The 25,353-nt window shown below is 39.5% G+C and carries 27 protein-coding genes and 1 pseudogene; 7 read left to right on the top strand and 21 right to left on the bottom strand.

Annotated elements, in window-relative coordinates:
* The first annotated feature begins 66 nt into the window (after positions 1-66).
* Genes NSQ62_RS07695 through NSQ62_RS07665 form a run of 7 tightly spaced genes read left to right on the top strand, consistent with a single transcriptional unit; the run spans position 67 to position 5,795 of the window.
* Positions 67-441 carry a hypothetical protein gene (locus NSQ62_RS07695; protein WP_341323345.1) on the top strand — a complete coding sequence of 125 codons (375 nt, stop codon included), beginning with the start codon at positions 67-69 and terminating at the stop codon, positions 439-441.
* Positions 441-1,745, top strand: a complete 1,305-nt coding sequence (locus tag NSQ62_RS07690) for a hypothetical protein (protein ID WP_341323344.1) — start codon at positions 441-443, stop codon at positions 1,743-1,745. The genes NSQ62_RS07695 and NSQ62_RS07690 overlap by 1 nt, the downstream gene beginning before the upstream one ends.
* A 43-nt stretch (positions 1,746-1,788) precedes the next feature.
* Positions 1,789-2,217, top strand: coding sequence for a hypothetical protein (locus tag NSQ62_RS07685; RefSeq protein ID WP_341323343.1), 429 nt, complete (start codon positions 1,789-1,791; stop codon positions 2,215-2,217).
* The gene (locus tag NSQ62_RS07680) at positions 2,217-3,515 is read left to right on the top strand and encodes a hypothetical protein (RefSeq protein ID WP_341323342.1); all 1,299 of its coding nucleotides are present in this window, start codon (positions 2,217-2,219) and stop codon (positions 3,513-3,515) included. Before NSQ62_RS07685 ends, NSQ62_RS07680 begins: the two co-directional genes overlap by 1 nt.
* Positions 3,516-3,560: 45 nt before the next feature.
* A complete protein-coding gene (locus tag NSQ62_RS07675; RefSeq protein ID WP_341323341.1) occupies positions 3,561-5,270 on the top strand; it encodes a hypothetical protein in 1,710 nt (569 codons plus the stop codon).
* Between the two features lie 40 nt (positions 5,271-5,310).
* A complete protein-coding gene (locus NSQ62_RS07670; protein ID WP_341323340.1) occupies positions 5,311-5,604 on the top strand; it encodes a hypothetical protein in 294 nt (97 codons plus the stop codon).
* Between the two features lie 38 nt (positions 5,605-5,642).
* Entirely contained in the window at positions 5,643-5,795 is a 153-nt protein-coding gene (locus tag NSQ62_RS07665; RefSeq protein ID WP_341323339.1) for a hypothetical protein, read from the top strand.
* A gap of 68 nt (positions 5,796-5,863) precedes the next feature.
* Here NSQ62_RS07665 and NSQ62_RS07660 read toward each other — a convergent pair whose 3' ends face one another.
* From NSQ62_RS07660 to NSQ62_RS07560, 21 genes and pseudogenes are all read right to left on the bottom strand, one after another.
* Positions 5,864-6,586: a hypothetical protein gene (locus NSQ62_RS07660; protein ID WP_341323338.1), complete on the bottom strand. Its 723-nt coding sequence runs from the start codon at positions 6,584-6,586 to the stop codon at positions 5,864-5,866.
* 493 nt (positions 6,587-7,079) lie between these two features.
* On the bottom strand, positions 7,080-7,403 hold the full coding sequence (locus tag NSQ62_RS07655) for a hypothetical protein (protein WP_341323337.1): 324 nt from the start codon (positions 7,401-7,403) through the stop codon (positions 7,080-7,082).
* A gap of 28 nt (positions 7,404-7,431) precedes the next feature.
* Positions 7,432-7,803: a hypothetical protein gene (locus NSQ62_RS07650; RefSeq protein WP_341323336.1), complete on the bottom strand. Its 372-nt coding sequence runs from the start codon at positions 7,801-7,803 to the stop codon at positions 7,432-7,434.
* Positions 7,804-8,019: 216 nt separating this feature from the next.
* Entirely contained in the window at positions 8,020-8,589 is a 570-nt protein-coding gene (locus tag NSQ62_RS07645; protein ID WP_341323335.1) for a recombinase family protein, read from the bottom strand.
* A gap of 295 nt (positions 8,590-8,884) precedes the next feature.
* A pseudogene (locus tag NSQ62_RS07640) lies at positions 8,885-10,189 on the bottom strand (ABC transporter transmembrane domain-containing protein); the annotation flags it as partial.
* A 99-nt stretch (positions 10,190-10,288) separates the two neighbouring features.
* Positions 10,289-11,044, bottom strand: a complete 756-nt coding sequence (locus NSQ62_RS07635) for a transcriptional repressor (protein WP_341323334.1) — start codon at positions 11,042-11,044, stop codon at positions 10,289-10,291.
* Between the two features lie 152 nt (positions 11,045-11,196).
* Positions 11,197-12,882, bottom strand: a complete 1,686-nt coding sequence (locus NSQ62_RS07630) for a methyl-accepting chemotaxis protein (protein WP_341323333.1) — start codon at positions 12,880-12,882, stop codon at positions 11,197-11,199.
* A gap of 230 nt (positions 12,883-13,112) precedes the next feature.
* Complete coding sequence (locus NSQ62_RS07625) at positions 13,113-13,301, bottom strand: hypothetical protein (protein ID WP_341323332.1); 189 nt, start codon at positions 13,299-13,301, stop codon at positions 13,113-13,115.
* 9 nt (positions 13,302-13,310) lie between these two features.
* Positions 13,311-14,507 carry a class I SAM-dependent rRNA methyltransferase gene (locus NSQ62_RS07620; RefSeq protein ID WP_341323331.1) on the bottom strand — a complete coding sequence of 399 codons (1,197 nt, stop codon included), beginning with the start codon at positions 14,505-14,507 and terminating at the stop codon, positions 13,311-13,313.
* A gap of 104 nt (positions 14,508-14,611) precedes the next feature.
* The gene (locus NSQ62_RS07615; protein WP_341323330.1) at positions 14,612-15,853 is read right to left on the bottom strand and encodes an ABC transporter permease; all 1,242 of its coding nucleotides are present in this window, start codon (positions 15,851-15,853) and stop codon (positions 14,612-14,614) included.
* Positions 15,837-16,739, bottom strand: coding sequence for an ABC transporter ATP-binding protein (locus NSQ62_RS07610; protein WP_341323329.1), 903 nt, complete (start codon positions 16,737-16,739; stop codon positions 15,837-15,839). Before NSQ62_RS07610 ends, NSQ62_RS07615 begins: the two co-directional genes overlap by 17 nt.
* A 12-nt stretch (positions 16,740-16,751) precedes the next feature.
* A complete protein-coding gene (locus NSQ62_RS07605; RefSeq protein ID WP_341323328.1) occupies positions 16,752-17,291 on the bottom strand; it encodes a DUF2812 domain-containing protein in 540 nt (179 codons plus the stop codon).
* Positions 17,291-17,599 (bottom strand): PadR family transcriptional regulator, encoded by a 309-nt coding sequence (locus NSQ62_RS07600; RefSeq protein WP_341323327.1) that lies wholly within the window; start codon positions 17,597-17,599, stop codon positions 17,291-17,293. Before NSQ62_RS07600 ends, NSQ62_RS07605 begins: the two co-directional genes overlap by 1 nt.
* 186 nt (positions 17,600-17,785) lie before the next feature.
* Complete coding sequence (locus tag NSQ62_RS07595; protein ID WP_341323326.1) at positions 17,786-18,220, bottom strand: diguanylate cyclase; 435 nt, start codon at positions 18,218-18,220, stop codon at positions 17,786-17,788.
* A gap of 118 nt (positions 18,221-18,338) precedes the next feature.
* Entirely contained in the window at positions 18,339-18,581 is a 243-nt protein-coding gene (locus NSQ62_RS07590; protein WP_341323325.1) for a hypothetical protein, read from the bottom strand.
* 109 nt (positions 18,582-18,690) lie between these two features.
* On the bottom strand, positions 18,691-19,323 hold the full coding sequence (locus NSQ62_RS07585; RefSeq protein ID WP_341323324.1) for a hypothetical protein: 633 nt from the start codon (positions 19,321-19,323) through the stop codon (positions 18,691-18,693).
* Positions 19,324-19,337: 14 nt separating this feature from the next.
* Positions 19,338-19,943, bottom strand: a complete 606-nt coding sequence (locus NSQ62_RS07580; RefSeq protein ID WP_341323323.1) for a hypothetical protein — start codon at positions 19,941-19,943, stop codon at positions 19,338-19,340.
* A 299-nt stretch (positions 19,944-20,242) separates the two neighbouring features.
* Entirely contained in the window at positions 20,243-22,039 is a 1,797-nt protein-coding gene (locus tag NSQ62_RS07575) for an ABC transporter ATP-binding protein (protein WP_341323322.1), read from the bottom strand.
* On the bottom strand, positions 22,032-23,780 hold the full coding sequence (locus NSQ62_RS07570) for an ABC transporter ATP-binding protein (protein ID WP_341323321.1): 1,749 nt from the start codon (positions 23,778-23,780) through the stop codon (positions 22,032-22,034). Before NSQ62_RS07570 ends, NSQ62_RS07575 begins: the two co-directional genes overlap by 8 nt.
* Before the next feature lie 229 nt (positions 23,781-24,009).
* Positions 24,010-24,354, bottom strand: a complete 345-nt coding sequence (locus NSQ62_RS07565; protein ID WP_341323320.1) for a hypothetical protein — start codon at positions 24,352-24,354, stop codon at positions 24,010-24,012.
* 116 nt (positions 24,355-24,470) lie between these two features.
* A complete protein-coding gene (locus NSQ62_RS07560) occupies positions 24,471-24,923 on the bottom strand; it encodes a hypothetical protein (RefSeq protein ID WP_341323319.1) in 453 nt (150 codons plus the stop codon).
* Positions 24,924-25,353 lie beyond the last annotated feature (430 nt).

Below are 25,353 nucleotides of genomic sequence, written 5' to 3'. Positions count from 1 at the left end.
GTAAAACTTTTCTTAATGTATACAATCCATACATTATATTCGATTAATATAAAGGAAGTGTTTTAGATGGCAACATTCAACCATAAAATTGAGGTTGTGAATGGGAATAGTACTGATATTTATCATCCAGAGACTAATAGTACACAAGTATATGATTTTACTAACGAAAAATGGTTAAATTCAATCATTGGAGTATTAAGTACATTAACTACTACTCAAAAAGGATCGCTTGTTGAAGCTTTAAATGAAATAGCTAGTAAAAAAACTATTGAAGTTGTTGATGAGATCCCAACTAATTTAGAAGGTAAAAGTGTCCTTTTTGAAAAGCAAGGTGAGCTTTCTGATGCTCCCGATAAACCTTCAACTATTGTAGTTGAAACAAGAACGAATGACCCTATCTCTCCAGCAATAGGGAGAATTTGGTTGAGGGAGGATTTATAGTGGCTGATCCTATATCTTATTTGAAAATTTCTAAGCGAGATGGTTTTGAAAATTTTCCTGTATATTCGATTTCTGACTTTCCGAATTCGCCATTACGAATAATGACAAGTAGTGGTATTGGTTGTTTTAATCTAGTGGAATCTCCCCTCTCTTCGCCGTTACGTGTAGTGACTGCCGATGGTATAAAAGGGATTATTACAGAAGAAGAAGTCGAATTTAACTTGCCACCACTTGCCATTAGAACAGTTGTTTATATGAAAGATAAGTGGATGGTGTCTAACCATGATGGTTCTTTACATTTAAGTGAAGATGGTGGAAGAACATTTACCAAAACTATGCCTATAGGTGCAGAAGTCGGAACATTAAAACAATTCCATATCTTTAACGATGGTACATTACTATTCTGTAGTAATACAAAAGCTTACTACTCTACTGATTTTTTAACGTACAGGGAATCGACTCTTTTAGATAAAAATGGCTCACCTGTTGTAATGACAGGCGTAGATAGCTTCAATGCATTTAATCATGATCGGAGCGTACAAGTAGTTGACGGAGTTGAGATGCTTGTGTGGGGTAATTATACGCATTCTAATGTCCGAATACTAGTATGGTACACAGTTGATAAAGGACGAACATTAAAGATAGCATATGAATTTAATGCGGGTGGAGGTAACGGAGCGCATCACGTACACAATGTCTTATTTAATCCTGCTGATAGCTCATTTTGGATACAAACAGGAGACTATTTTCCTCCCGAAGTCACTCCTATGTCCCATTTTATAAAGTGTTTTTATAACACTGTGAACGACTCATGGACGTTTGAAACGATTGGTAGTAGCATACGGTTTAAATCTACAAATATGGTGTTTTATGGAGATTATGCTTACTGGACTTGGGACACTACAAACGGAGGAGTCATTCGTTGTAAATATGATGAGATTGGCGACATAACCAAACATGAGCAACTATTTCAAACTCCTAATGACTGTCTGGATTTAATAATGAGTGATAGAGGTGAGTTTATAGTGACTCAAAGTTTCCACGGTGGGACTGAAGATGCTAGAAACATTTGGTACTCTCCCGATAGAGTCACTTTCCATAAGATACTAACTAATCCAGATGCGACATGGAGTACACAAACATGTTACTACGGAATAAGAGGGCCGAATAGCGATGGAAGAGTATTGGCGGGTGTTGCAAATTCCGATAGTGGTACTATTGCAACTTGGGATTTAAAACCTAGCGTGTTCCTTGATGAATTCGTTAGAAAAGCTGGTTTCCCTAATGCCTTTAAACCTTTATAAATTTTACTAAAATCGAATAATCAATAAGAAAGGACGTGTTTAAATGGCTACATTTAATCATAAAATTACGATTGTAAATGGAAACGGCATTGATACTTTCCATCCCGAGACAAACTCTGGGCAAATCTATGATTATAATAACTCTGCTTGGTTAAATTCTTTAATCGGAACACTTAATAGCTTATCTACTACTCAAAAAGGATCGCTTGTTGGAGCTATCAATGAAATAGCTAGTACTAGTAAGAACTCTATTGAAGTTGTTGATGAAATTCCAGCTAATTTAGAAGGTAAAAGTGTGTTTTTTGAGAAAAAAAATGGTGGCGCAAATACCCCCAATAAGCCTACCTACCAAGAATTGAGTGATCAATTGGTGGAATTACGGGAAAGAATTAATGAGTTTGTAATTGAATCGAGAACAAGTGACCCTATTTTACCAGAGGTAGGGAGAATTTGGTTTAGGAGGGATTTATAATGGCTAATCCTATATCTTATTTGAAATTCTCTTCGGACGATGGCTTTGATGATATTCCTGTGTATTCAATTTCCGACTTTCCAAATTCACCATTACGAATAATGACGAGTGATGGTATTGGCTGTATTAATTTAGTCCCCCCTTCCCTATCTAATTCGTTGCGTGTAATGACGGACGATGGTATTAAAGGAATTGATACAGAATTAGCATACAGTTTACCAGCACTTGATATTAGAACAGTTGTTTATATGAAAGATAATAAGATGGTGTCTAACCATAATAATTCTTTACATTTAAGTGAGGATGGCGGTTTAACGTTTACCAAATCCATGCCTATTGGTGCAGAAGTCGGAACAGTAAAATATCTCCATATCTTTAGTGATGGCACATTACTATTTTGTAGTAATTCTAAGGGGTATTATTCTACCGACTTTATATCGTACACGGAATCAACTATTTTAGATATAGACGGTTCACCTATTGTATTGACAGGCGTAGACAACTTGAATGTTTTTAATCATGATCGAAAGACACAGATCGTTGACGGTATTGAAATGCTTGTGTGGGGTAATTATACAAATATTGCTTATGTTCCAATAAGAGTTTGGTATACAGTTGATAAGGGACGGACAATAAAGATAGCGTATGAATTTAATGTAGCAGGGAGTAATGCAGCGACACACGTACACAATCTTATATTTAACTCTGCTGATAGCTCCTTTTGGATATTAACAGGAGACTACTTCCCTCCAGAGCCTAGACCTCAATCCCACTTTATGCAGTGTTTTTATGACACGGTAAATGATTCATGGACGTTCGAAACGATTGGTAGTAGTTTGCCACATAAGGCAGGGCAAATGGTGTTTTATGGGGAATACGCTTATTGGAATTGGGACACTACAGATGGAGGAGTTATTCGCTGTAAATATGATGAGATTGGTGACATAACTAAATATGAACAATTATTTCAAACTCCTAATGACTGCCTAGACATATTAATGAGTGATAAAGGAGAGCTTATAGTAACCCAAAGCTTCTATGGTGGTAGTGATGATTCTAGGTACATTTGGTACTCTCCCGATAGAGTCACTTTCCATAAGATACTAACTAACCCAGACATTACATGGAATGCCAATACATGCTACTTTGGATTAAGAGGGCCGAACAAAGATGGAAGAGTATTGGCGGGCATTGCAAATAATCTTATTCACACTACTGCAACTTGGGATTTGACACCTACCATTTTCCTTGATGAATACGTTAGAAAAGCTGGTTTCCCTAATGCATTTAAACCTTAATAACATTAATAAAATCGAATAATCAATAAGAAAGGACGTGTTTAGATGGCGACATTTGATCATAAAATTGAGGTTGTGAATGGGAATAGTACCGATACTTTCCATCCCGAGACAAACTCTGGACAAGTCTATGATTATAATAACTCTGCATGGTTAAACTCATTAATCGGAACACTTAGTAATTTATCAACTACTCAAAAAGGAACGCTAGTTGCGGCTATCAATGAAATAGTTGGCACAAAAGCTGATATTACTGCTCTAACTACTCATTCAACTTCAATTGCCACTACTTCTTCATTAGGACATGTAATACCAGACGGAACAACGATTGTTATTGATAGCAATGGTATAATCTCATCCGTTAACCCTGGCACTACTCCCCCTACTCCTCCCTTACCTATTACTAATTTTAGAGCTACTTCTGAAATTAACAAAATCATTTTATCGTGGACAAATCCAGTAGATGCTTCTCTTTCTGGAATACGTATTCAACGTAAAATAGGTGGCTACCCTACGTCATTTTCAGATGGTGCGACTGTTTTTAATGGCATCGCTACTACTTACACAGATACAGATGTAATGGCGGGTGAAGCGTATTATTATCGTGCTTTTACCTATTCTAGCTCCAATACATTCAATAGTAGTGACGCGCAGCAGACTAGTGTAACGTCAGTTGCACACCCAATTTACACGGTCATTATTGATACTACAAATAGTAATCCCGAAACCTCAGTTACGTATGCTGATGATGCAGTTGGAATGGCAGCAGGCTCAAGTGCGTGGGATAATGTTTTTCCTTTCAGTGAGATTAAGCCTGTTATGCTCTTGAATGGAGAAGTCAACTACTATCTTAATCCCAACAATTTTGCCCAAAAGTTAGATGAGTCATCTGCCGATATAACTAGCGGAAATGACGGAGATGTGATGATTCAATTCCCTAAATTTTACACGTATATTCGAAAGGTTGGTAGTAATGTTTATATTTCATTATCTACTTCAAGAGTGAATACTAATTACAAATGTTATGCTCATACGAAGCAAGGTGGTACTGAAAAGGATTATTGTTATATTGGAGCTTATAATAATTCCATTTTTGAAAATAGACTACGCAGTTTAAGTAATACTAATCTTGCTGGTGCAATGGGCTATCCAGATCTAGTAGAAAGAACAGAAGCAAATGGTGCGGGCTATCAATTATATAGTTTCTATCAACATGTAATGATTCAAATATTGTACTTAATCAAATATAAAAATTTAGATTCTCAAGATACAATTGCTTTAGGCGCTCAGGAACTTGATATATTAGCTGGAACATTAAATAATTTAGGAATGACATTTATCAATAATATTGATATGCGTGTTAAGTTATTTGGGATTGAGCATTTATGGGGTGCTGGCTATACGGTTTTAGGTGGAATTCAAATAGATGTTAATTTCAATATTTTTAATGCTTATGATGATTTTAATATTCGCCAAAATTATACGAACGTTGGAGCTATTCCACGATTTGAATACGGTAGTCTTAAAAGTGTACAAGGAACAAATGAGTTAGGTTTCTTACCATCAGAAACAGGCGGTACTGGTACAACTTATTTTACAGATGTGGTTGAAATATTAAATGATTCAGTGGAAGGATATGCGCCAGTAGTATTAGATGGTGGCTTCGAACCCCAATATTCTGGTGGGATTTTTTCTGCATTTGCTAATGTTGTGGAAGCTGGCGGACATATTTCAAGTCGTCTTGCCTATCTTTAATAATTGATAAATTAATTTTTAGAAACGAAGGAGGATTTCAATGAAAGTCTCTATCGATGTTATAAGCGTACAAGCTACTACTCCAAGTGAAATTGAAGTCAACGTGGATACGGTCTATGTTCGTAGTAATATCAGACGTGTCGAATTGACAAATGGACGCAATAACCAGACACTTGAGGTTTGGCAATACGATGAAGCACAATATGAGTTGAAAGAATTTCAAGAATTGATTGCCCATAAAGTAAACGAAAACAAAAGTGAAATTATGGATTCATTAGGCTATTCCGTTGATTTAGATCTGCGTTTAGCAATGATTGAAATGGGCATGGTTTAAGACCGTTAGAATTAAAACTAATTGAATGGAGAATGAAAATGAATACGTATGGTGCTTGCTTATTATTAATCCAAAGAAAATCGTATAAATCAAAAGAGGATATTTCATTTAAGTTAAACATCTTTTTGCTGAATGACCAGTTGAATGAAATCCAGTACAATGAATTAATGGCTTTAGTGAACGCACATTAATTTCAATATTACCTAAGTAAATTTTTAAAATAAAACCCCTTCCGCAATGGAGGGGGGCATTTTTTTGTTTAGTTAGTAGGTTTTTCAAATGGCATTTCACTTAGCTTAATGAGAGCTGCGTTTAATTCCTTTTCTGATTCATGGTCTTTAAATACATACATTTTTCCGTTTAAATGCTTAACAGCAATTGTTTTAATTAAATCTAATTCCTTATTCACGTCCTCAGTTAATATAATTACGCCATCATTATTTTGCCAAATTGAAATGTTTGAATCAATGTTGTGTGCCTCTTCAAATGTAGCGTCAAATTTATCTGCTACCTTCCCAATATAGACACAATCATTTGGGATTTCAGATGGTTTGTTGATTCGTTTTATCATTTCAATGTCCAATGTTTCTATTATCTGCATCGACTCATTAAGACATTTCTCCACTTTTTCATTTATCTGAATAAAATTCTGATCCTTTTTTGTTACTTGATAATCCAGACGTAGCTCATTTAATGAACGAGTAGCTAAAGAGTCTAAAATGTACTGACGAAACTCTTCTTTCGTAATTTGCTTCCAGTCTAATTGAGTAGAGTCATCGTCATTGTAGTAAGTCCACTCAAATTTTGCTACAAAATATTTATCCTTACGATTTTTAATTACGAACATGTTTTCTACATCTTCTTTATCTCCATCGATAATCCCCATTAGTTTTTTGTGCTTACAAAGATTTGACTCAACCATTTCTGCTATTAGTTCGACTAATTCCCCGCGTGTTAGTTCTGTAAAATTTTTTTCGCTCATTGCTTACCCCCTCTTATATTATAATAATTTATATATGTGGTAATGCTAAATTTTATTCTCATTAATAGAGAATTCCCTGTTTATTAAAAATTTACAAATATAAAACCCCATATCCAATTACAAGATATGAGGCGACTGCGGTGCTGTTTTCTGTTTCTTATTTTTTAGTTGCTCTATATACTCGTTAATTTTAGCTTGCAGTTCAAGCAACTCTTTTTCTGTTAATTTTGCAAAGTAATCTTCAAACGCTTCCTCTAGTTTTTTGCGAACTTCTTTATCTCGTTTTAAAACTGTAATCGTTAATCACTCACTTACTTTTTATTTAAACTAAATCGCTTTCGCTGTCATTGCAGTCTTCACATGAACGTGGACTCCCTATATATTGTTCATCAACGAATGCACCACATTCTTGACATAGTATGCCCTCTAATATTAATAAAGTTATTTCGCCCATTTCAGTAAATCTCCCTTGCTTCAGTAATCTATTTTAATGTTACTTCTTATATTCAATTTCCCAATAACCTTGTGGATTGTGAGGCGAATAATAATGGCTGTGAATCGCTTCCAAGTTGCCATCTTTGTATGTTTCCAACCATTCATCTGCAAGCGTTAGAAGCTCATGTAGATCGTGTGAGCGGTACTCTATGTCGCATATGAACATTTCACCGCGTTTGTATAGCTGCAAGATGTAACCGTCAAATAATCGTTGGCTAATGTAGCATACAACGCGGCCATTTGTCTTTTGATAATACATCCATTTTTCTGCGTAATGCCAGCCAGGTATTTCAGTGATGCTCCAGATAAAAATTTGATTCATTAGCTTACACTCTCCTATCGACTTATGGTTAATTAAACATACGGAATAATTTCATTGTTGCTTTTAAGATTTCTGTTGATTCAAACATATGTGTGAGTCCCATATCTCTCAATGCCAACAATTCATAATCATCATTATCTACTCTGAAAATTAATATGGTTGTAAAATCATTTCTCCAAATTTCCCAATGAGAATTTAATCTATCTGCATTGATTTTTTTGGATTTCTTTTTCATAGGCTCTGCAATTTTACCAACAAGTTTAAAGCCAAATGGAATTTCAGATTTATTCTTAATATTCTTAAAGATGTCCTGACGCTCAACGGCTGCAAATTGCCATATTTCATCAAGTCTTCTGGCAACGTTACTGTCGAGATCTTTTTGGGAATTGTTGTTAGTCATATTCTTCTCCTTTTTATGGATGAATTTTGTGTTGATTTTTTATATCATTCATTTGCAGTTAATTATACATTAATTGAAGTGGTTTGGTGAGATGAATATATAAAAAAACCCCTCCGCTACGGGAAGGGTAGACCAAATATTAAAACAATGTTATCCTAAAATAATTCAATGTCAATTGAAAAATTGGGTGTTGTTTCAATTCCTGCCTCTCCTATTTTATTGGGAGAGGTTTTTTCTTTTGCTTTTTTCGCGGATTAACGTTGAGCGACTAATTTTAGTTTCGGCAGCTACTTCATTATATGTTTTCGTTTCCAGTAGCTTCATTGCATGTTCAAGCTGTTCTGGAGTGTACGTTTTTGGTCGGCCCTCTACATACCCTTCACGCTGCTTTGCGATCCTCTTACCTTCTTTTAAGCGTTCTACGCGGTGATTACGCTCCATTCCTAACGCAATGTCTAGTGTATTAATGAAGATGCTCTTTGTATATTCATCATCTAATATTCCAATATCTAATGAGTGAATTGTAACGCCCTTTTCAAACAACTTCATAACATGGAATTGTAAATAAATAGGATCACGCGAAAGACGGTCTAAGCTAAATAGTACCAATGTATCTCCTTTTTTCAAACGACTCATTAAGTCCTCAAACGCATCGCTCGGCTCTTTAATTCCCGAACGCACTTCTGCTAATATTTCATCACACATTTCGTTTTGCATCATTGCCTTCTGTATTTCTAAACTACCTTCACTGTTGTTTGCTACACGACAATAACCGTATTTCGTCATATTAGTTTCCTCCTTGCATATAATGTTGTTACTTTATAAGCATGGTCTACATATACTCAAAACATACATGTTATGACACTAATTTAAATTTAATGTCAAAATGAAAAAATCCTTCCGTAGTGGAAGGGTAAGTAGTATTAAGTATTATTTTATTAGGATGAATTCTACTTGAGTAAAAGAAATTTTACTACCATGCATACTCTAATTGCTGCTATTAAAGCATTAGCGCTACTTTAATAGTATAATTATACATTCTCTGCACATAAGAAAAAAAGTGCATTTTGTACACGTCAGCATTAGCAAATGCGACATTCGAGAAGATACTTGCTGAAAACAGGAAGTGATCTTGAGGCACATAGCCAATCGCTTCACGCAAGTTTTGCTTTTTGTAATCGGTAATCGCATGAGCCCCGTAGCGAATTTCACCTTCGTAGCCTTCAAATTCACGCAGTAACAGCTTTAAAATTGCCGTTTTCCCCGCGCCTGTTTTACCGACAATGCCAAGCGTTTCCCCTTGCTTTAAATCAAAGTGCACATTTCGTAACGAAGGCTCCTGATCCCCTGGGAATGTGAATGCATCCACATGAAACGCTAGGTCTCCAGATGGCATCTCAGCGATTGCACCCGGCTTATCGTCAATTTCGATGGGTTCGTTCAGTAAGCGCTCGATACGGTTGTACGATACACTACCGCGCTCAACGATATTAAACAGCATCCCAATTGCGAGCATCGGCCACACAAGGATATTTAAATACGTCGTAAACGCCACTAAATCCCCAACGGACATAGCGCCGTCTAAAATAAACTTCGTACCAAAGCCAAGACTCAGTAAGAAGCTGATCCCGACCACGAAGCTAATTGTTGGATCAAATAGCGAGTCGATCTTTGCAACCTTTAAGTTTTTGTCCACGACTTCATCCGATAAACGTGTGAAATCCTCAACGTCCTGACGCTGTTGCCCGAACGTTTTCAACACTTTTATGCCCGAAATACTTTCCTGCGTTTTGTCGTTTAAATCTGAAAACGCCGCTTGGGCATGATGGAAGCGTTTATGTAATTGCTTACCGTAATACGTCGTCGATAGCGCCATTAGTGGCATTGGAATCAGCGCAATCAAGGTTAAACGCCAATCGATTGTAATCGCCATTGCTAAAATGACAAAGCCCCCTGTAGTAAGCGAGTCAAATAGCGTTAATACCCCACCACCCGCAGTTTGGTGCACAGCGTTAATATCATTCGTCGCATGGGCCATTAAATCGCCGACACGATGCTTTTGATAAAACGACGGCGACATTTTCGTAAAATGACGGTGCAGCTTTTCACGTAGTAAACGCGCGAGATAGTTGGACGAACCAAAAATCATTTGGCGCCACATATATCGCAGCACATACATGCAAATTGCGACAACGGCAATAATCCCAATAAACCAATAGAGCTTTGATTTTGTTAATGTATCCGCACCAATTTCATCGATCGTTAAGCCGATAATTTTTGGTGGAATGAGCTGTAAAATCGCGACAAGTACGAGCATCAATAAGCCCGTTAAATACTGCCATTTGCGCATTTTAAAAAACCAGCCTAGCTTTAAAAACACCTTCATTTCGTTGTTCACCCTCTTTTGTTAAGTCTCACCATTTTAGCAAAACTTTTAATATTATGATATATCTGAACAGAAAGTTTTTCGGAAACCGAATTAATTTCATGCACGCTCATCTAGCCAGTTGTAAAACGGTACGGGTCTTGTGGAAACATACGTCTTTTCTGTAGGCTTTTGCTGAATAATCCGCCATTTTTTAAAGGCACCGATAATAAACTGTTCAAACGTTGCATACAGCGTCACTTCTTTTGTAGCGAGTAAATAAATACTTTGCGTCACGACATGTTTTGCTCGTTCAAACTGTTCGTGACTTGTTAGTTCAAGCTGCGTAATGGCCTTCATTAACGGTGCTTGTAAATTCGTTGGCACCGGGAAGAACTGAAAATGTTGTTCCAGTTTTTCATGCCAAGCTGTGCGCAGTATATTATTAGTACTACTCTTTTTAGATTCAAAAGAAATTGATTCCCTCTCGTATTTTGCCACGTCAGCGCTGTCTTGGCATCGTTCTTTTGACGGAGGTCGTTCGGACATTTCCGATGGGACATGCGGGCAAATCGCATAAATATTGGCCGCTTTAATGCCGTTTAATTTCGTAGAAGCAATTCTTTTGAGGATCCCGAGCTGCTCAAACAGCTTCATCGTACGATACACCGTTTTTGTTGAAATCACGCATTTTTTTGCAATCGTTTCCGCTTTTAAATGTGCCACACCCGGAGTTGCAAGTGCATGATGGGCGATGCAGTATAGGATGGCTAGTTGGGCTTTTGTTAACGTGTGTGTTTGAATGTGCCGACGAACGTGCTTGTCCATCTCCTTTACGGTGTCAAATTGAACATATGGTTTTAAGTGATGAAGCATTTGCCATTCCCCCTTTATAAGGTAAATGGCAAAAAATGTTCGAAAAAGGGAACGCTCGAGCAATTATTTTTTTAAAACTGTTTGAAATATGTCCAACAATTGACACAGTAAAAAGCACCCTTTTTCGATTTAGGAAAAAGAGTGCTTTAGATTTAAAGTTTGTACGCGGCTACCACTTGCTGTAACTGCTGCGCGCGGTCACCTAGCGTGTTGGCAATTCCTGCAACGCCCTGCAAGGTTTCAAGTTGAGCCTCTGATGCTTCATATGCTTGTTTTGCGCTGCCGTACGTCAGATCAGATGCCTTCGAAATTTGAGTGACCGATGCCGCCACTTCCTCAGCTGTTGCAGAAATTTCCTCTGTCGCAGCGGACACATCCTCAATTTGTTCTTTTATATGACCGATTGCTGAAACAATTTCTTCAAATGAACGGCCCGCAAAATCGATAATCTCGACGCCATGTTCGACATTCGTTAGGCTGGATTGGATGGCCGTTTCCACATTTTTCGTGCCGTGCTGTATGGCGTTTGTTAATGTCACAATCTTACTTGCCGATTGGTTCGATTCCTCAGCCAGCTTACGTACTTCTGCTGCGACAACTGCAAACCCTTTACCGTGCTCACCCGCACGCGCCGCTTCAATCGAGGCATTAAGTGCTAGTAAATTCGTTTGATCGGCAATGGCTGTAATGACCTGTGTAATACTTTCAATTTCCCGTGATTGCTGGCTTAATGTATGAATAAGCTCTGTTGTTATTTTTGTCGAATCGTAAATCGCATTCATTTGCGTACTTGCTTTCGCTACATTTGACTTCCCTGCAATGGCGGTATGCTCGGTTTGACTCGCAAATATGTGTACTTCCTGTGTTGATTCGGCAATTTTTTGTACCGCTACAGCCGTTTCGTTAATTGCGATGGCACTTTCATTTGCAGAAATGGCCATGGCAGAAGCACTTTCTGCCCCGCCTTTTGCGCCGCTAAGCATCATCGTTGCGGACTCATTTACCTCGTTAGACGACCGTAATAACTGCTCGGATGATTGATTTAAATCATTTGCGTTATCTGTTAAATTTTGTAGGAGCATGCGAATATTATCACGCATTTCATTCATCTCATGTGATAAGGATCCCAGCTCGTCCTTTGAATTAATTTGAACCGGTGTCACAGCTAAGTTTCCTTTAGAAATTTCTTGTACATAGCCTTCAAGCTTACGCAATGGATTCGCAATACGTTTTGTTAAAGACAGCGCCGTTGCGACACCTGCTGCAATTGCTACAACTATCGACACAATCGTTGCAATAAGAGCCTGATCTGCCTTCCCACTTGCATCGTTTCGTGCTTCGTCAAAGGTTTGGGCAACTTGAGCGGATAATCCCGTTGCATCCTCCATAAAGCTAACAACATTCATACCTGCCACATCAATATAATACTTTGATGCGGCTTCTTGCCCTTGCGTATTTTTCATAGCAATCGCTTCATCAAAGCCTGCATTCATTACGACTAATTTGTCCTTTATGCTCACTAACAGTGACTGCGCCTCCGCGTTGTCCTTACTAACGGTTTGTTCTAGCTCTGTAATATAACGAACCACTTCATCTTGGTGTGATTGAATGGCCTGTTGTGTATCATTTCCCATAATATAACTTTGTACTAGTGTCGCTTGCTCCATGGCAAGTCGATTAAGCTCCGCGGTGGCGTATGTTTGCGGCAAGCTCGTTTCAAGGGTTTGTTCAAAGCGTGTTTCTACAATTTTTAGCTGATTATAAATACTCAAGCACGCTAACACTGTCACGACAATCGAAATGGTAAAACCTATTAATAACTTACCTTTAATATTCATTATGAAAACCCCTTTCTTTTAATTTTATAGAAGGGGGGCGACAAAATATACAGAAATAACCATAAAAACAGAAAACACTAAATAGTATCCAACCTTTTTGTCGATATATACTACTTTGTGTTAGTTACTAGTAACTTTCATGAGTAGGTAGCTCAAATTCTTTATATTTCCTATTATAAATATCGTAAAAAAATACCGTAGCCTAATGTACTCGGCTACGGTATTTGTGTCTATTTTAAGCGGTCTAAATCTTGATAATCCTTCATGTACGGGCCACTATCGGCAACCCATGAATGATACATCGCTTTTACGGCAAAGTTTTTCTCTAAGCCCATTTCTGTTTTAAGTCTCTTTAAATCATCGTGAAGTTCACGGTGTTCGTTGATTAATTTCAACATAATTGTTTTATTATAGCGCATAAAATCCCTCTATTTCGTTACTTTAATGAACACAACTTTTAAGTAGTTAAACTCTGGGAAGTTGTGTGGAACCGCAAAATCTTCTGGTAATTGGTGCTCTTCTAAAATCGTATAGCTCGCACCGTAATCCGCAAATCCTTTGTCGATAAACGTTTTGAACTTTTTCATGTTAAAGCTCGAATTGTTTGTCGACGCGACAATAATCCCGCCGTCATTTGTAATGGCTAGTGTATCCTTAATTAGCTTCGGGTAATCCTTCGCTGTACTAAATGACATTTTTTTTGTGCGGGCAAAGCTTGGTGGATCTAGAACAACCACATCAAATGCTAGACCTTTACGCGCTGCATAGCTGAAGTATTCAAAAACATTCATCACTTTAATGTCTTGTGATTCAAAATCAATGCCGTTTACTGAGAACTGCTCAATTGTTTTAGCTAAGCTACGTTTTGCAAGGTCAACACTTGTTGTACCTGCCGCGCCGCCTAATGCAGCTGCAACTGAAAACGCACCTGTGTATGAGAATGTATTTAATACGGTTCTGTCGCTTGAATAACGGTCACGCAGTGCTTTACGCACATCACGTTGGTCAAGGAAAATACCTGTCATCGCACCATCATTTAAATCAACCGCGTAGTTCATGCCGTTTTCTTGTACGATTAATGGAAACTCGCCCTTTTCACCTGACACGTAATCGTCTTTTTCGATGTACTGGCCGTTTGTGTTGAAGCGTAGTTTTTCATAGATTCCGCGCGTATTTACCGCTTGTTTTAAGGCAGCGTAAATATCTTCACGGAACGAGTAAATTCCTTCACTGTACCAGCTGACCATGTAGAAGCCGTTGAAGAAATCGATCGTTAATCCGCCGATACCGTCACCCTCGCCGTTAAATACACGGAAGGCCGATGTATCTTCTGATGCGAAGAATTCCGCGCGTTTTTCTGCCGCATTACGAATTTTTGCTGCAAAAAACTTCGCGTCAATTGCTTCTTTTTCCTTGCGTGATAACACCCAGCCGATACCTTTATTTTGAGCACCGTAATAGCCTGTCGCAATATAGCCACCGTTTTTATCAACTAAATGAATCAGCGTGCCTTCTTCAACATTGACTTCACTTGTCACGATTGCGTCTTTTAAAATTAACGGATAGCCGTTTGTTAAATCCTTAATCGCTTTTGCATCTACTTGTAATTCTACTAAATTTCTCATTAAGTCACCCTTTTTTTCGGTCAATTGAAAAGAGACTTGCCGCTAGACAAGTCTCTCGTATGCTTCTAGTGTACTACGAAATGGCATGAATAGCTACTCGCACCTTATGTTGTCACTTTGAAAACGGTTTTCATTTTTTCGATGATGCCACCTGAAGAGTACGTTAATACGCTACGCTTGTAGAACGATAGGCTGACGAAATACAACGCTAATACCGTAACAACGAGTAGCGCAAAACTTATGATTGGCTCGATGGCATTCATATCCGTTGCCCCAATTCGCATCGGCATCACCATGCCAGAAGTGAACGGGATGTACGAGAAGATTTTAATTAATAATGTATCTGGATTGCCCATCCCTGTTAACATCACGTAGAAGCCTACTAGCGTTAACATCATCGCAGGCATCATCACTTGCCCTGCCTCTTCCACTTTGGATACAAGTGAACCAAATAGCGCACCGATGATTAAGTACATTAAAATCGTTAAGAATAAGAAGCCTACTACATACATAAAGTAGCTGACTGATAACGAATCAAATAAATCCGTTACAAATGACCACTTATTGCCGCCATCTGAGAATCTTAATAGGAGCAATAACCCGCCAAACAGCACAACAAACTGTGTTAATGCGACGGCAAATACGCCAAAGATTTTCGAACGGAAGTGGATTTCTGGTCGCACACTAACTAGTAACATTTCAAGTGCACGTGACCCTTTTTCAGAGGCCACATCCGTTGTAATCATTGAAAGGTATGTCGCGACAAAGGCGTAAATGATAATGCCGATTGCGTACGAAATCCACACACCTGCCATCTTTTCATCAGCTGATTTGCCATCCTCTGCTGCTTCATTAATTGAATTTAAGGTAATGACTGGCTCTGAAGAAAGTAAGAGTTGCTGTTGTTCAGCACTTAAATCCAGCTGGCTCATCGCATACAGTTGCCCCACCTGACTCAGCATCGATTGGTACGTCGTTTGGTCATTGAGTGGTAGCGGATCATAAGAATCAATTTTCGCTGCGAGTTTACCATCTGCATCACTTAACGTGAAGGCTGCGTAATAATCACCTTCTTTTAATTTTTCAGCGACTTCATTAGCACTCACGTATTTATATTCATAGTCATCATTATTTTGGAATACTTGCGTGACATCAAAGTCCGTCTCATTTACAACGGCAATGACTTCGGCTTCACCTGAAAACAGCAGTTCCTTAATATCCGACCAAAATAGTACCGCTGATAACGCAGCTAAGTACAGTAACGTCATTAAAATAAAGGATTTTGACGTGACTTTTTGTTTATAAAGCTTTTTAACTAACACCATAAATTTAGACAAGGCCCGCACCTACTTTCTCTTTGAAAATCTCATGCAATGATAAATAATCTAGGCTAAATTTTTCAATATACGCACCGTTCGATAATAATTCAAAAATTTGCGGTGCGAAGGATTCGTCAGAAAGTGTGAGCACGGCTTGCTGGTCGCGTTCCATTTTCACGTTGACCACACCTGGGTATTCGCTTAACACTTCATACGATTTATCGGTGCGCACCGTCAGCTTCGTTTTACCATACTGCTTTTTCAAGTCGAGTAGTGAACCTGAAAATAACGATTCGCCGCGCTTTAGTAAACACAGGCGGTCACATAATTCCTCGACATTATCCATTTGGTGACTCGAGAATAAAATCGTCATCCCTTGATCACGCAGCAGTAAAATTGCATCCTTTAATAGCTCCATGTTCACCGGGTCTAACCCACTAAACGGCTCATCTAAAATTAAAAACTGTGGCTTATGAATGAAGCTCGCAATGAGCTGTACCTTTTGCTTGTTCCCTTTTGATAAGGTTTCGGCCTTTACATGGCGCTTTTCTTCTAAGTCGAAGCGTTCAATCCAAAAGTCGATGTCTTTTTTTAATCCAGCTTTATCCATACCGTGCAGCTCTCCGAAAAACAATAGCTGCTCTTCGACTTTCATTTGTGGGAAAATCCCGCGCTCCTCTGGTAAATAGCCTAAAAAATCACGGCTAATCGATTTAATCGGCTGGCCATCCCACGTAATCGTGCCCTCTGTCGTATCCTGTAAATCTAGGATCATACGGAATGTTGTTGTTTTCCCCGCACCATTTTGCCCAATAAGACCGAAGATTTCGCCTTTTTGAATCGTAAAATTGAGCTGGTTTACTGCGGAAAAATCCTTGTAGCGTTTTGTGACGCCTGAAAGCTGTAGTACCATTCTTTTTTCCTCCTATCGCTCGAAAAGCTCGAGTTCTTTTTTTATGTTGCGTTTACGTTTTGCAATTTTGATAAACGGAATGATGAGCGCGGCAACAACACCTGTACTAAGCCCACTCATAAAATCATTCACATGGGCAAATGCACCTGTGCCAGATTCCGCAGCATTTGCAACAGCCGACATAACATTAATGAGAATGAGCACTAAAAACAGCCCATACATACGCTGTACATAGCTCAGCTTTGACTGTGCGTCGCTATACAGTTCAAACGGTCCTTTACTTGTATGCTGCCGGAAATACGCCCAGTTAAATCGCTTTTGCACGACTTCAATGCCTGTGCTTTCCACAAATTCTAAGTAGTCGTCTAAATCGGTCTTTGAACCAAGTCCTGAGAGCATTTCTAAGCGGTATGTATATTGCCCTGGTTCCCCTTGCTCAAAGGTGTAATAGGGGAAGCGCAATTTTTTGAAATACCATCCTTTGTTTGCCATGTCATTCAGCCATTGTTCTTCCTTCAAGTCGTCCATAAAAATTTTTGCCACACGCATCATTATTCCCCCTTCGCTTCAATCAACTGACGGCCGCTGTCGTATAATTCTTTCAGTCTTGCTACTTCCTGTTCGACAATTTCTTTGCCAAGCGGGGTGATGACATATTCTTTTTTACGTCCTTCCCCCGCTAAAGTTTCAATATATTTTTTATTTTGCAAATTTTTAAGTGCGCCGTATGTTGTACCTGCACCTAAAATCACACGACCACCGCTCCACTCCTCAACGATTTGCATAATGCCATAGCCGTGACGTGGCTCATATAGCGCTAGCAAAATATAATAAACGCCCTCTGTTAAAGGTTGCTGCAAGTCATCCTCTCCTTCACTATCGTCCGATGATATATCGTGTGCTGATATAGTTAGTATATCGGCAGGCGATATAGTCGTCAACCATTTTTTGTATGTTTACATCATAAAAAGGCAGAAACGTTGATTTAACAACATTCCTACCTCTTTCAGATGCGCCCAAACTTGATTTGGGAACGTTATTTTGTATTATCCCATGTTTTCAATTATCTTATAATCTTTTGTTTTCTTATACGGAACTTCATTTTCTTCGCAAAATACAATTAAATTATCATATACATTTTCAGGCTTAAATAAAGCTACTCGAATTGGAATACCTTTGCGTGTTTTAATTATAGCCATTTTTGTTTTCCAACTTATTCGTTTAAAGAGAATTTCTTCTATACCAGCTGGAGCGACTTCTTTACTATAAATCCTTAAACCAAAAAGAAGAATTGTGTAAGAAATTATATGCTTATTTACTATCAAGCTATATTTAACAAATGCCATAAAGAAACAAAAGATAAAGGCGATTGCAGATATCCAAATAGTAACTGAAACAAGCCAACTGAAAAACCCACTTATAAGACATAAAAAAGCGTAAAATAAAATTAGCTGACGTTGTGATTTTGCACTGTATTTCATATAATCACTCCCAAAATTTATGTGACTTACAAATAATCTCTTCTATGTTTATTTTCTACCTAGTATTGATAACCCTTTTAAAGTTCCCTAAGTGTCCTTGAAGAGAACCCGTAGTAAATTATTTGCTAATTCGATTCTTCGATAATTTATGCCAAAGCTTTCGTATGGCGAGCAGCAACATGGACAGGACACTTGTTTTTAATATAAAAATCACCGCTGTTATCACAAATAGTGGCAGCATGTCCTTTATTGTAAAGGATTCAAGTTGATTGGCATCCACATCCTTTAGTGTCAGTGCGAGCATGAGCACTATGACGATTACAACGAGCCATTTTTTAGTTAGCGTTTGCTTTGTATTCATTTGCAGCCTCCTCGATTTGTCCCCTTCAATGTACCGCTTTTCTCTAGCTTTGTGAAGCGAATAAAAACCGTGCAAAGCCTGTAATCTTAGGCTTTGTACGGTTTTACGTTTAAAAATGGAACAGCTCATGCAAATAGTGCGTCAAGTATCCGCTATCAAGTGGCTCTGGATTCTTGACTGAATCATACAACGTCATATAGCGCTCTTTCCCATAGTACGGGTTGTCTGGCTCAAATAGTTTCACCGTTCCATCCTCTGATACGATGAAATGAAAATAAAATTCCAGTGGGATATGGCTTTTTGGATCATACGAACCCTCTGGATAATCGATCGTAATGCGAAAATCATTGCGAACAAGTACGACAACATCCGTATCCTTTAGCTTCGGTAGGACTTCAAAGTGGTCCATTGCCTTTGGTGCATTTTTAGCCGCAATCGCAAACCAAAAAATTTCATTACTCACTTCAGTCAGTAGCTCTTCAACTGTTTGGTCGGTGCCTTCAAAAGTGTAATCCTGCACCGTTTGAATGGCCGACCAATCTTGAATCGCAGGATAATCGATGAGCTCACTAAAATCGTCGTTAAAATACAGTTTTACTTCCTCTGGATCTGGCTCCTCGCCAAACATCGCAATAATCACATTTTTCGTATATTCCCCAACACTAAAATAATTGACCGTCGATCCACAGCCTGCTAGTAGCAGCACAACTAGTATAAGCGGCAACCCTTTCACTAATTTCATATTCATCAACCTCCTTAAAAGAACAGCTGTTTTAGCGCCACCATGAGCGCAAAGAACGTATACACTGCAAAAACAATTAAGCTAACCGAGAACATTTGCCCGAAAATATCTTCGTACCACGGGAAATTGCCCTCTGCCATTTTTAACAGCAATGTTACGACTAAAAGCGCCATGAAAATAGCACCGTACCAGCCTGCATGGATAACAAGAAATCTTGTCAAACTAATAAATAAGCAAATAAAGCCAATCGTATAGCCGATATCAAAAAAGCCATAATACTGATTTGCGGAATCTAGCCAAAATACAGACAGTAAAAGCGTCCCCGCCCAAAACGTAGGTGAAATTAAAATTCTCGGAAGCGAGTAACACCGATCAATATAAGACACCCAAAAACCATAGATGGCATAAAAGGCCCCTAAAAATAAATATACTTCTAAAAAATATGGTTCAAAAATATAAATCGGTCCTTCTAATTCATACGTTGGCTTAAGCCCCATCAGCGCCGTTACAATAAACATACCCATGCTCACAAAGCCTAAAAATTTCAAATACGAGCGTGAGCCGTCTTCATTTTTTGTCGAAAATAACATAACGAATGTTCCAAAAACAATCATGAACATCCAGCATTCACCTACTCTCCTCTAACGGACATACCTCGTCATAAAACGATTGCACGCGTTACATAAATTTACTCCCTCCATTATAGAGGGTCTCATTCAAATAACTGTCTATCCGTATAAATCAAGTAAAAATAATCAATTAATTACCAAAAACATTGCATATTTAACAACGATACAGTGAAATATTAGCGAAACACCAAAAAGGCGATTCAGCATACTGCGCTGAATCGCCTGAAACCTGTACTATTAGCGTGCTACTGCATCGCTTAAACAAGCACGATGACACTTTCATCGACTTCCTAAGAGACCCCTTCAAATTGACTATTATAAAGGTCCGCATAAAAGCCACCTTTTTGAAGCAGCACCTCATGATTCCCTGTCTCGATAATCGAACCATCCTTCATCACAATGATCACATCTGCATTACGAATTGTCGATAAACGGTGTGCGATTACAAATGATGTTTTGCCAACCGACAGCTGGTCCATCGCTGCTTGAATTTGCACCTCGGTACGCGTATCTACAGAGCTCGTCGCCTCATCTAAAATAAGTAGTGGCGCGTTTTCAATCATCGCCCGCGCAATGGTTAACAGTTGCTTTTGCCCGATAGAAAGACTGACTTTATCGTTGAGCATCGTATTGTAGCCGTCTGGTAATGCCGTAATCGTTTGATGCATACCGACTGCTTTTGCCGCCGCAACGACTTGTTCGTCGGTCACGTGTTCTGTTGAATACACGATATTATCGCGAATTGTACCTTCAAATAACCACGTATCCTGTAGCACCATACAAAACTGCTCATGTACCTGCTCGCGCGATACATCCTTAATCGACACCCCGTCGATTTTAATATCGCCCTCATTCATTTCATAAAAGCGCATGAGTAAGTTGACAATCGTCGTTTTCCCAGCTCCTGTTGGCCCGACAATCGCGACCTTTTGTCCGGCTTTCACATCGAGCGTGAAGTCTTTAATAATTTCCTGATTTTCCACATAACCGAAGCTCACATGCTCGAAAGACACGTCACCTTTTACATTCATAAGCACGCGCGTTTTCGTGGCTTCATTTTGTAATTCAGGCTCTGCTAAAAACGTAAACACTCGCTCGGCTGCAGCTGCGGTAGATTGTAGGTTCGTAGCAGCCTGAGCGATTTGCGCAAGTGGCTGTGTGAACAGGCGAATATACACCATAAACGCCACGATAACTCCAATGGTAATGGCGTCATTAATGACTAAAAACGCGCCGACGATACAGACCGCGACATAACCAAAGTTGCCGATAAAGTTCATCAACGGCATCATCATTCCACTCATAAACTGCGCGCGCCATGCGTTATCGTACAGTTTATCGTTCGTTTTGTGGAACGTTTCAATCGCACGCGCTTCGCCGTTGTATACCTTCACAATTTGATGCCCACTATACATTTCCTCGATATGCCCATTAATTTCTGCAAGCTGTGCCTGCTGGTTATCGAAATACTTTTGCGAGTACTTCATAATGAACGTCATGAGGCCAAAGCCTAAAAACGTCGATAAAATCGCCGTAATCGCCATGATCCAGTTCGTGTAAAACATCATGATTAACACGCCAACAAAGGTTGCACCCGCTGACACAAGCTGCCCTAAGCTGTTGTTTAACGTTTGCCCGATTGTATCGACATCGTTTGTCACACGGCTTAGCGTATCGCCGACCGTGTTTTTATCGAAGTAATTCAGCGGCAGACGATTAATTTTCGTCGATAAATCACCGCGCATTTTTTTCGTAATCCGCTGCGTCACGGTTGCCATCGTAAAGCCCTGCACATAGCTAAATACAAAGCTCAGGCCGTACAGCACCACTAAAATAAAGCCGATTTTTTGAATGACATCTAAATCCATCACACCGCTAAGGCCCTTACTAATTTCATCGGTCATTTCACGCAGTAAATCCGGGCTATATACTGTAAATGCCGTACTTATAAATGCGAGCACTAACGCAAAAATAATGACCGACAAGTAAGCACGACAGTAGGCAATCAGCTTTTTCATCGTCTTTTTAAAGTGGTTCGGCTTCTCGCCGCGCACACCGGGACGAGGACCTGGATGTTTTCTATTCATCGCCTAATTCCTCCTTCGAAAGCTGTGAATACGCGATTTCTTGGTATGTGTCACATGTCTTCATCAGTTCTTCATGTGTGCCCTTCCCGACAATGCGCCCGTGCTCAAGTACAACGATTTGATCTGCTTCTTTAATCGTGCCGATGCGCTGTGCGACGATGAACGTAATCGCATCTCTCGTTTCATCCTTTAACGCATGGCGTAACTCGCGGTCGGTTTTATAATCAAGCGCCGAGAACGAATCGTCGAATAAATAAATGTCTGGCTGATGATAAATCGCACGAGCAATCGATAACCGCTGCTTTTGTCCACCTGACACGTTTTTGCCGCCTTGTGCAATTGCACCTTCGTAACTTCCATCTAGCTTTTCCACAAACTCTTGCCCTTGTGCAATGGCAACCGCCTGTTTCACGCGCTCTGTTACCGGTGTTTCGTCGCTATACGACACATTGGACGCGACCGAACCACTAAAGAGCACCGCAGACTGTGACACATAGCCGATTTTTTCACGCAGTGCTGCTTGCTTGTAATCTTTGACATTCACTCCGTCTAAAAGCACCTCACCTGACGACACATCATATAAGCGCGGAATTAAATTTAATATCGTCGTTTTCCCGCTACCCGTCGAACCGATAAAGGCAATCGTCTCGCCCTTTTTCGCGCTAAACGTAACTCCGTCTAAAACCGCTTCCTCCGCACCTGGGTATTTAAAGCCAACATTGCGGAATTCCACCGTCCCCGCACCGTTCCCCGCCTTTACGCGGCCATCTAAAATCGTATTTTTCATGTTCAGCACTTCTAAAATACGCTTTGCTGAAACAGCCGCACGTGGCAGCATTACAAAAATCATACTAACCATCATAAACGCCATCACAACCTGCATCGCATACGACGTAAATACGACCATGTTTGAAAACAATGGCAATCTATCCATCGCATTCGCCTCATGAATTAAAAACGCGCCAATCCAGTAAATCGATAAAGAGAGACCGGACATAATGAGCCCCATTGTCGGGAAAATGAGGGCCATTAAGCGCATCGCATACAGGTTTGTATCCATTAACTCTTTGTTAGCATCGTCAAACTTCCCCTGCTGGTAGCCTTCTGCATTATACGCACGCACCACACGAATCCCGGTTAAGTTTTCACGCGTCACGCGGTTTAAATTATCCGTTAGCGTTTGAATAATACGGAATTTCGGAATCGCAAAAATAATAACAACTGTAATCAGTAAAATGAGCACCAATACCGCTACCCCTGTTGCGGCCGTCCACTCTAAGTTTTTATTGGCAATTTTCGTAATCGCCCAAATCGCTAAAATCGGTGCTTTAATCACGACCTGTAAGCCCATCGCAATCAGCATTTGCACCTGTGTAATATCATTTGTCGAGCGCGTAATTAAGCTCGGCGTTGAAAAATGATTCATCTCCGCCATTGAAAATGACAGCGTTTTTTCAAATACTTGCCCGCGCAACCTTCGTGCGAGGCCCGCTGCTACCTGTGCGGCAAAATAGCCGACAATAATCGCCGCGATCATGCTACCAATCGCACACAGTAACATATAGCTCCCCGGTGCGATTAGGTCAGACACCGCCGTACCCTCCGTTTGAATAAGCATCGTAATTTCCGCCATATAGTCCGGTAGCTTTAAATCGAGCCACACTTGCACGACGATGAATACGATACTAATTGCAACTAATCCCCATTCTTTTTTCTGTAAATACGAAAAGATTTTTAGCATGTATTCTATCTCTCCTGTCCAACCTACGTTTCTACCAAACTTGTTTTCTCAAAAAAGCGTTGTTACCTAAAGATACCCCACGATTATGATGTTCATCACTTTTCGGTCAACTTTTTATTCCAAGTACCCTAAAAAAGGAAATTAACGTATTCCTATTATACTAGATGTGCCATTTTTTAGATAAAATAAAAGATGTATTTGAATAAAACTCAAATACACCTTTTAGCATTTAATAGACCAGTTCAATTTGAATCGTTGTTAACCATGCATCTACTGCTCTTTTCGGATAGTACGTTATCGTATCAATTTCGATAAACGGCAGCATATGTGTGAAGACGCCCGGCTCTGTTTCAATTTTCGTTAGCCGCTTCACCTCTTGCACACTCAAGCCCAAATAGGCAGCGACTTCCGCTTCTGATAATAGCTGCTTTTCAACAGCCTGCAATTGCAATTCCTTTTGCACCTGCTCCTCGGCTAACGCCTGTTCCTTCAAGCCACCTGCGATGAACCAGCCACTTAAAGCGATACATATACCTAATAGGACAATTGAAACCGCGATTACATTATTTTTCATTTACAGTCCTCCAATGCTTTATTTTATGTCATTTTACTTCATTTCGTTTCAAAGCCCAGCAATAGCACAAGGCCAATGATCGCCCATTTCTTCATGAGGTTCCTCCAACTATTCTGCTAATCAAATGTTTTCCCCGCTAACAACGAATCAAGCACCGTATGTAATTCCGCTTCATCCACCTGATACGTCACACTACGAAAGGCAACGAGCCCCTCTTCGACAAATTGAATCGAGTCGTTGTCATAAAAATAATATTCCACAAATTGATGCGAGCCGTCTTCGAGTAATCTTATTTTTGTATAGTTTTCACTCTCTTTTAGACGCTTTGCTTCCTTCACCTCGAGCTTTTTTAACGCGCGAAAAGTTGCCTGCACCTCGTCGTAGTCAAAGCTTACGTAGTTCTGTTGTTCGGGGTACTGTATGATCGACAATTTATTGAAGCGCTCAGGTGAGACAACTTCAATCTCTTGTAAAATCTCGCTCATTTCTTTTAATCGATATTGCTCCACACCGTAATAGATGAGCCATGCCGTACCAAAAGTTAAGACAATCTGTAATATTTTCTTCATCGCATTCCCTCCAATGTTCTTTCTACGCACCAGGAATAGAAAATGTTTCATTATTAAGTATAAATTTGGTTTCTAACCAAAAGTAGGGGATGACAATTTAACAATCAATAAATGGAGTCCCTTCAATATCATCCGTTCTGCTACGCTACGAGGGACGCTTTTCTGAGGACGTGGCTTCAACTAACTCACAAGTGCCTCTTACGGCGGCACATGCGAGTGGATTTTCCGCGCAAGCTTTATCCTCTAGAAGTCGCCCCCTTCGCTTCGCGGCACGCTACTTTGGCCTAAAATGTGTCTTTATTTCAAAATAGCTGATTTGAATGAATCAAAAAGTGATTCTTCTAGAATTTGAGCAACGTTTAATCAAAGTTATCCTCGTAAAGGATCAAAATAAACATATTTCCTACAAAGAGCACTCGAATGATTTAAA

Origin of the sequence: Solibacillus sp. FSL H8-0523, assembly GCF_038051985.1 — a bacterium.
In the GTDB taxonomy this organism is placed as follows: Bacteria; Bacillota; Bacilli; order Bacillales_A; family Planococcaceae; genus Solibacillus.
This window is presented reverse-complemented; position numbering and strand designations above follow the sequence as displayed.

Coding starts and splice junctions, on each gene's coding strand:
- NSQ62_RS07695 (WP_341323345.1), top strand. CDS start 67: ATGGCAACATTCAACCATAAAATTGAGGTTGTGAATGGGAATAGTACT.
- NSQ62_RS07685 (WP_341323343.1), top strand. CDS start 1,789: ATGGCTACATTTAATCATAAAATTACGATTGTAAATGGAAACGGCATT.
- NSQ62_RS07680 (WP_341323342.1), top strand. CDS start 2,217: ATGGCTAATCCTATATCTTATTTGAAATTCTCTTCGGACGATGGCTTT.
- NSQ62_RS07675 (WP_341323341.1), top strand. CDS start 3,561: ATGGCGACATTTGATCATAAAATTGAGGTTGTGAATGGGAATAGTACC.
- NSQ62_RS07670 (WP_341323340.1), top strand. CDS start 5,311: ATGAAAGTCTCTATCGATGTTATAAGCGTACAAGCTACTACTCCAAGT.
- NSQ62_RS07665 (WP_341323339.1), top strand. CDS start 5,643: ATGAATACGTATGGTGCTTGCTTATTATTAATCCAAAGAAAATCGTAT.
- NSQ62_RS07660 (WP_341323338.1), bottom strand. CDS start 6,586: ATGAGCGAAAAAAATTTTACAGAACTAACACGCGGGGAATTAGTCGAA.
- NSQ62_RS07655 (WP_341323337.1), bottom strand. CDS start 7,403: ATGAATCAAATTTTTATCTGGAGCATCACTGAAATACCTGGCTGGCAT.
- NSQ62_RS07650 (WP_341323336.1), bottom strand. CDS start 7,803: ATGACTAACAACAATTCCCAAAAAGATCTCGACAGTAACGTTGCCAGA.
- NSQ62_RS07645 (WP_341323335.1), bottom strand. CDS start 8,589: ATGACGAAATACGGTTATTGTCGTGTAGCAAACAACAGTGAAGGTAGT.
- NSQ62_RS07635 (WP_341323334.1), bottom strand. CDS start 11,044: ATGCTTCATCACTTAAAACCATATGTTCAATTTGACACCGTAAAGGAG.
- NSQ62_RS07630 (WP_341323333.1), bottom strand. CDS start 12,882: ATGAATATTAAAGGTAAGTTATTAATAGGTTTTACCATTTCGATTGTC.
- NSQ62_RS07625 (WP_341323332.1), bottom strand. CDS start 13,301: ATGCGCTATAATAAAACAATTATGTTGAAATTAATCAACGAACACCGT.
- NSQ62_RS07620 (WP_341323331.1), bottom strand. CDS start 14,507: ATGAGAAATTTAGTAGAATTACAAGTAGATGCAAAAGCGATTAAGGAT.
- NSQ62_RS07610 (WP_341323329.1), bottom strand. CDS start 16,739: ATGGTACTACAGCTTTCAGGCGTCACAAAACGCTACAAGGATTTTTCC.
- NSQ62_RS07605 (WP_341323328.1), bottom strand. CDS start 17,291: ATGATGCGTGTGGCAAAAATTTTTATGGACGACTTGAAGGAAGAACAA.
- NSQ62_RS07595 (WP_341323326.1), bottom strand. CDS start 18,220: ATGAAATACAGTGCAAAATCACAACGTCAGCTAATTTTATTTTACGCT.
- NSQ62_RS07590 (WP_341323325.1), bottom strand. CDS start 18,581: ATGAATACAAAGCAAACGCTAACTAAAAAATGGCTCGTTGTAATCGTC.
- NSQ62_RS07585 (WP_341323324.1), bottom strand. CDS start 19,323: ATGAAATTAGTGAAAGGGTTGCCGCTTATACTAGTTGTGCTGCTACTA.
- NSQ62_RS07580 (WP_341323323.1), bottom strand. CDS start 19,943: ATGTTCATGATTGTTTTTGGAACATTCGTTATGTTATTTTCGACAAAA.
- NSQ62_RS07575 (WP_341323322.1), bottom strand. CDS start 22,039: ATGAATAGAAAACATCCAGGTCCTCGTCCCGGTGTGCGCGGCGAGAAG.
- NSQ62_RS07570 (WP_341323321.1), bottom strand. CDS start 23,780: ATGCTAAAAATCTTTTCGTATTTACAGAAAAAAGAATGGGGATTAGTT.
- NSQ62_RS07565 (WP_341323320.1), bottom strand. CDS start 24,354: ATGAAAAATAATGTAATCGCGGTTTCAATTGTCCTATTAGGTATATGT.
- NSQ62_RS07560 (WP_341323319.1), bottom strand. CDS start 24,923: ATGAAGAAAATATTACAGATTGTCTTAACTTTTGGTACGGCATGGCTC.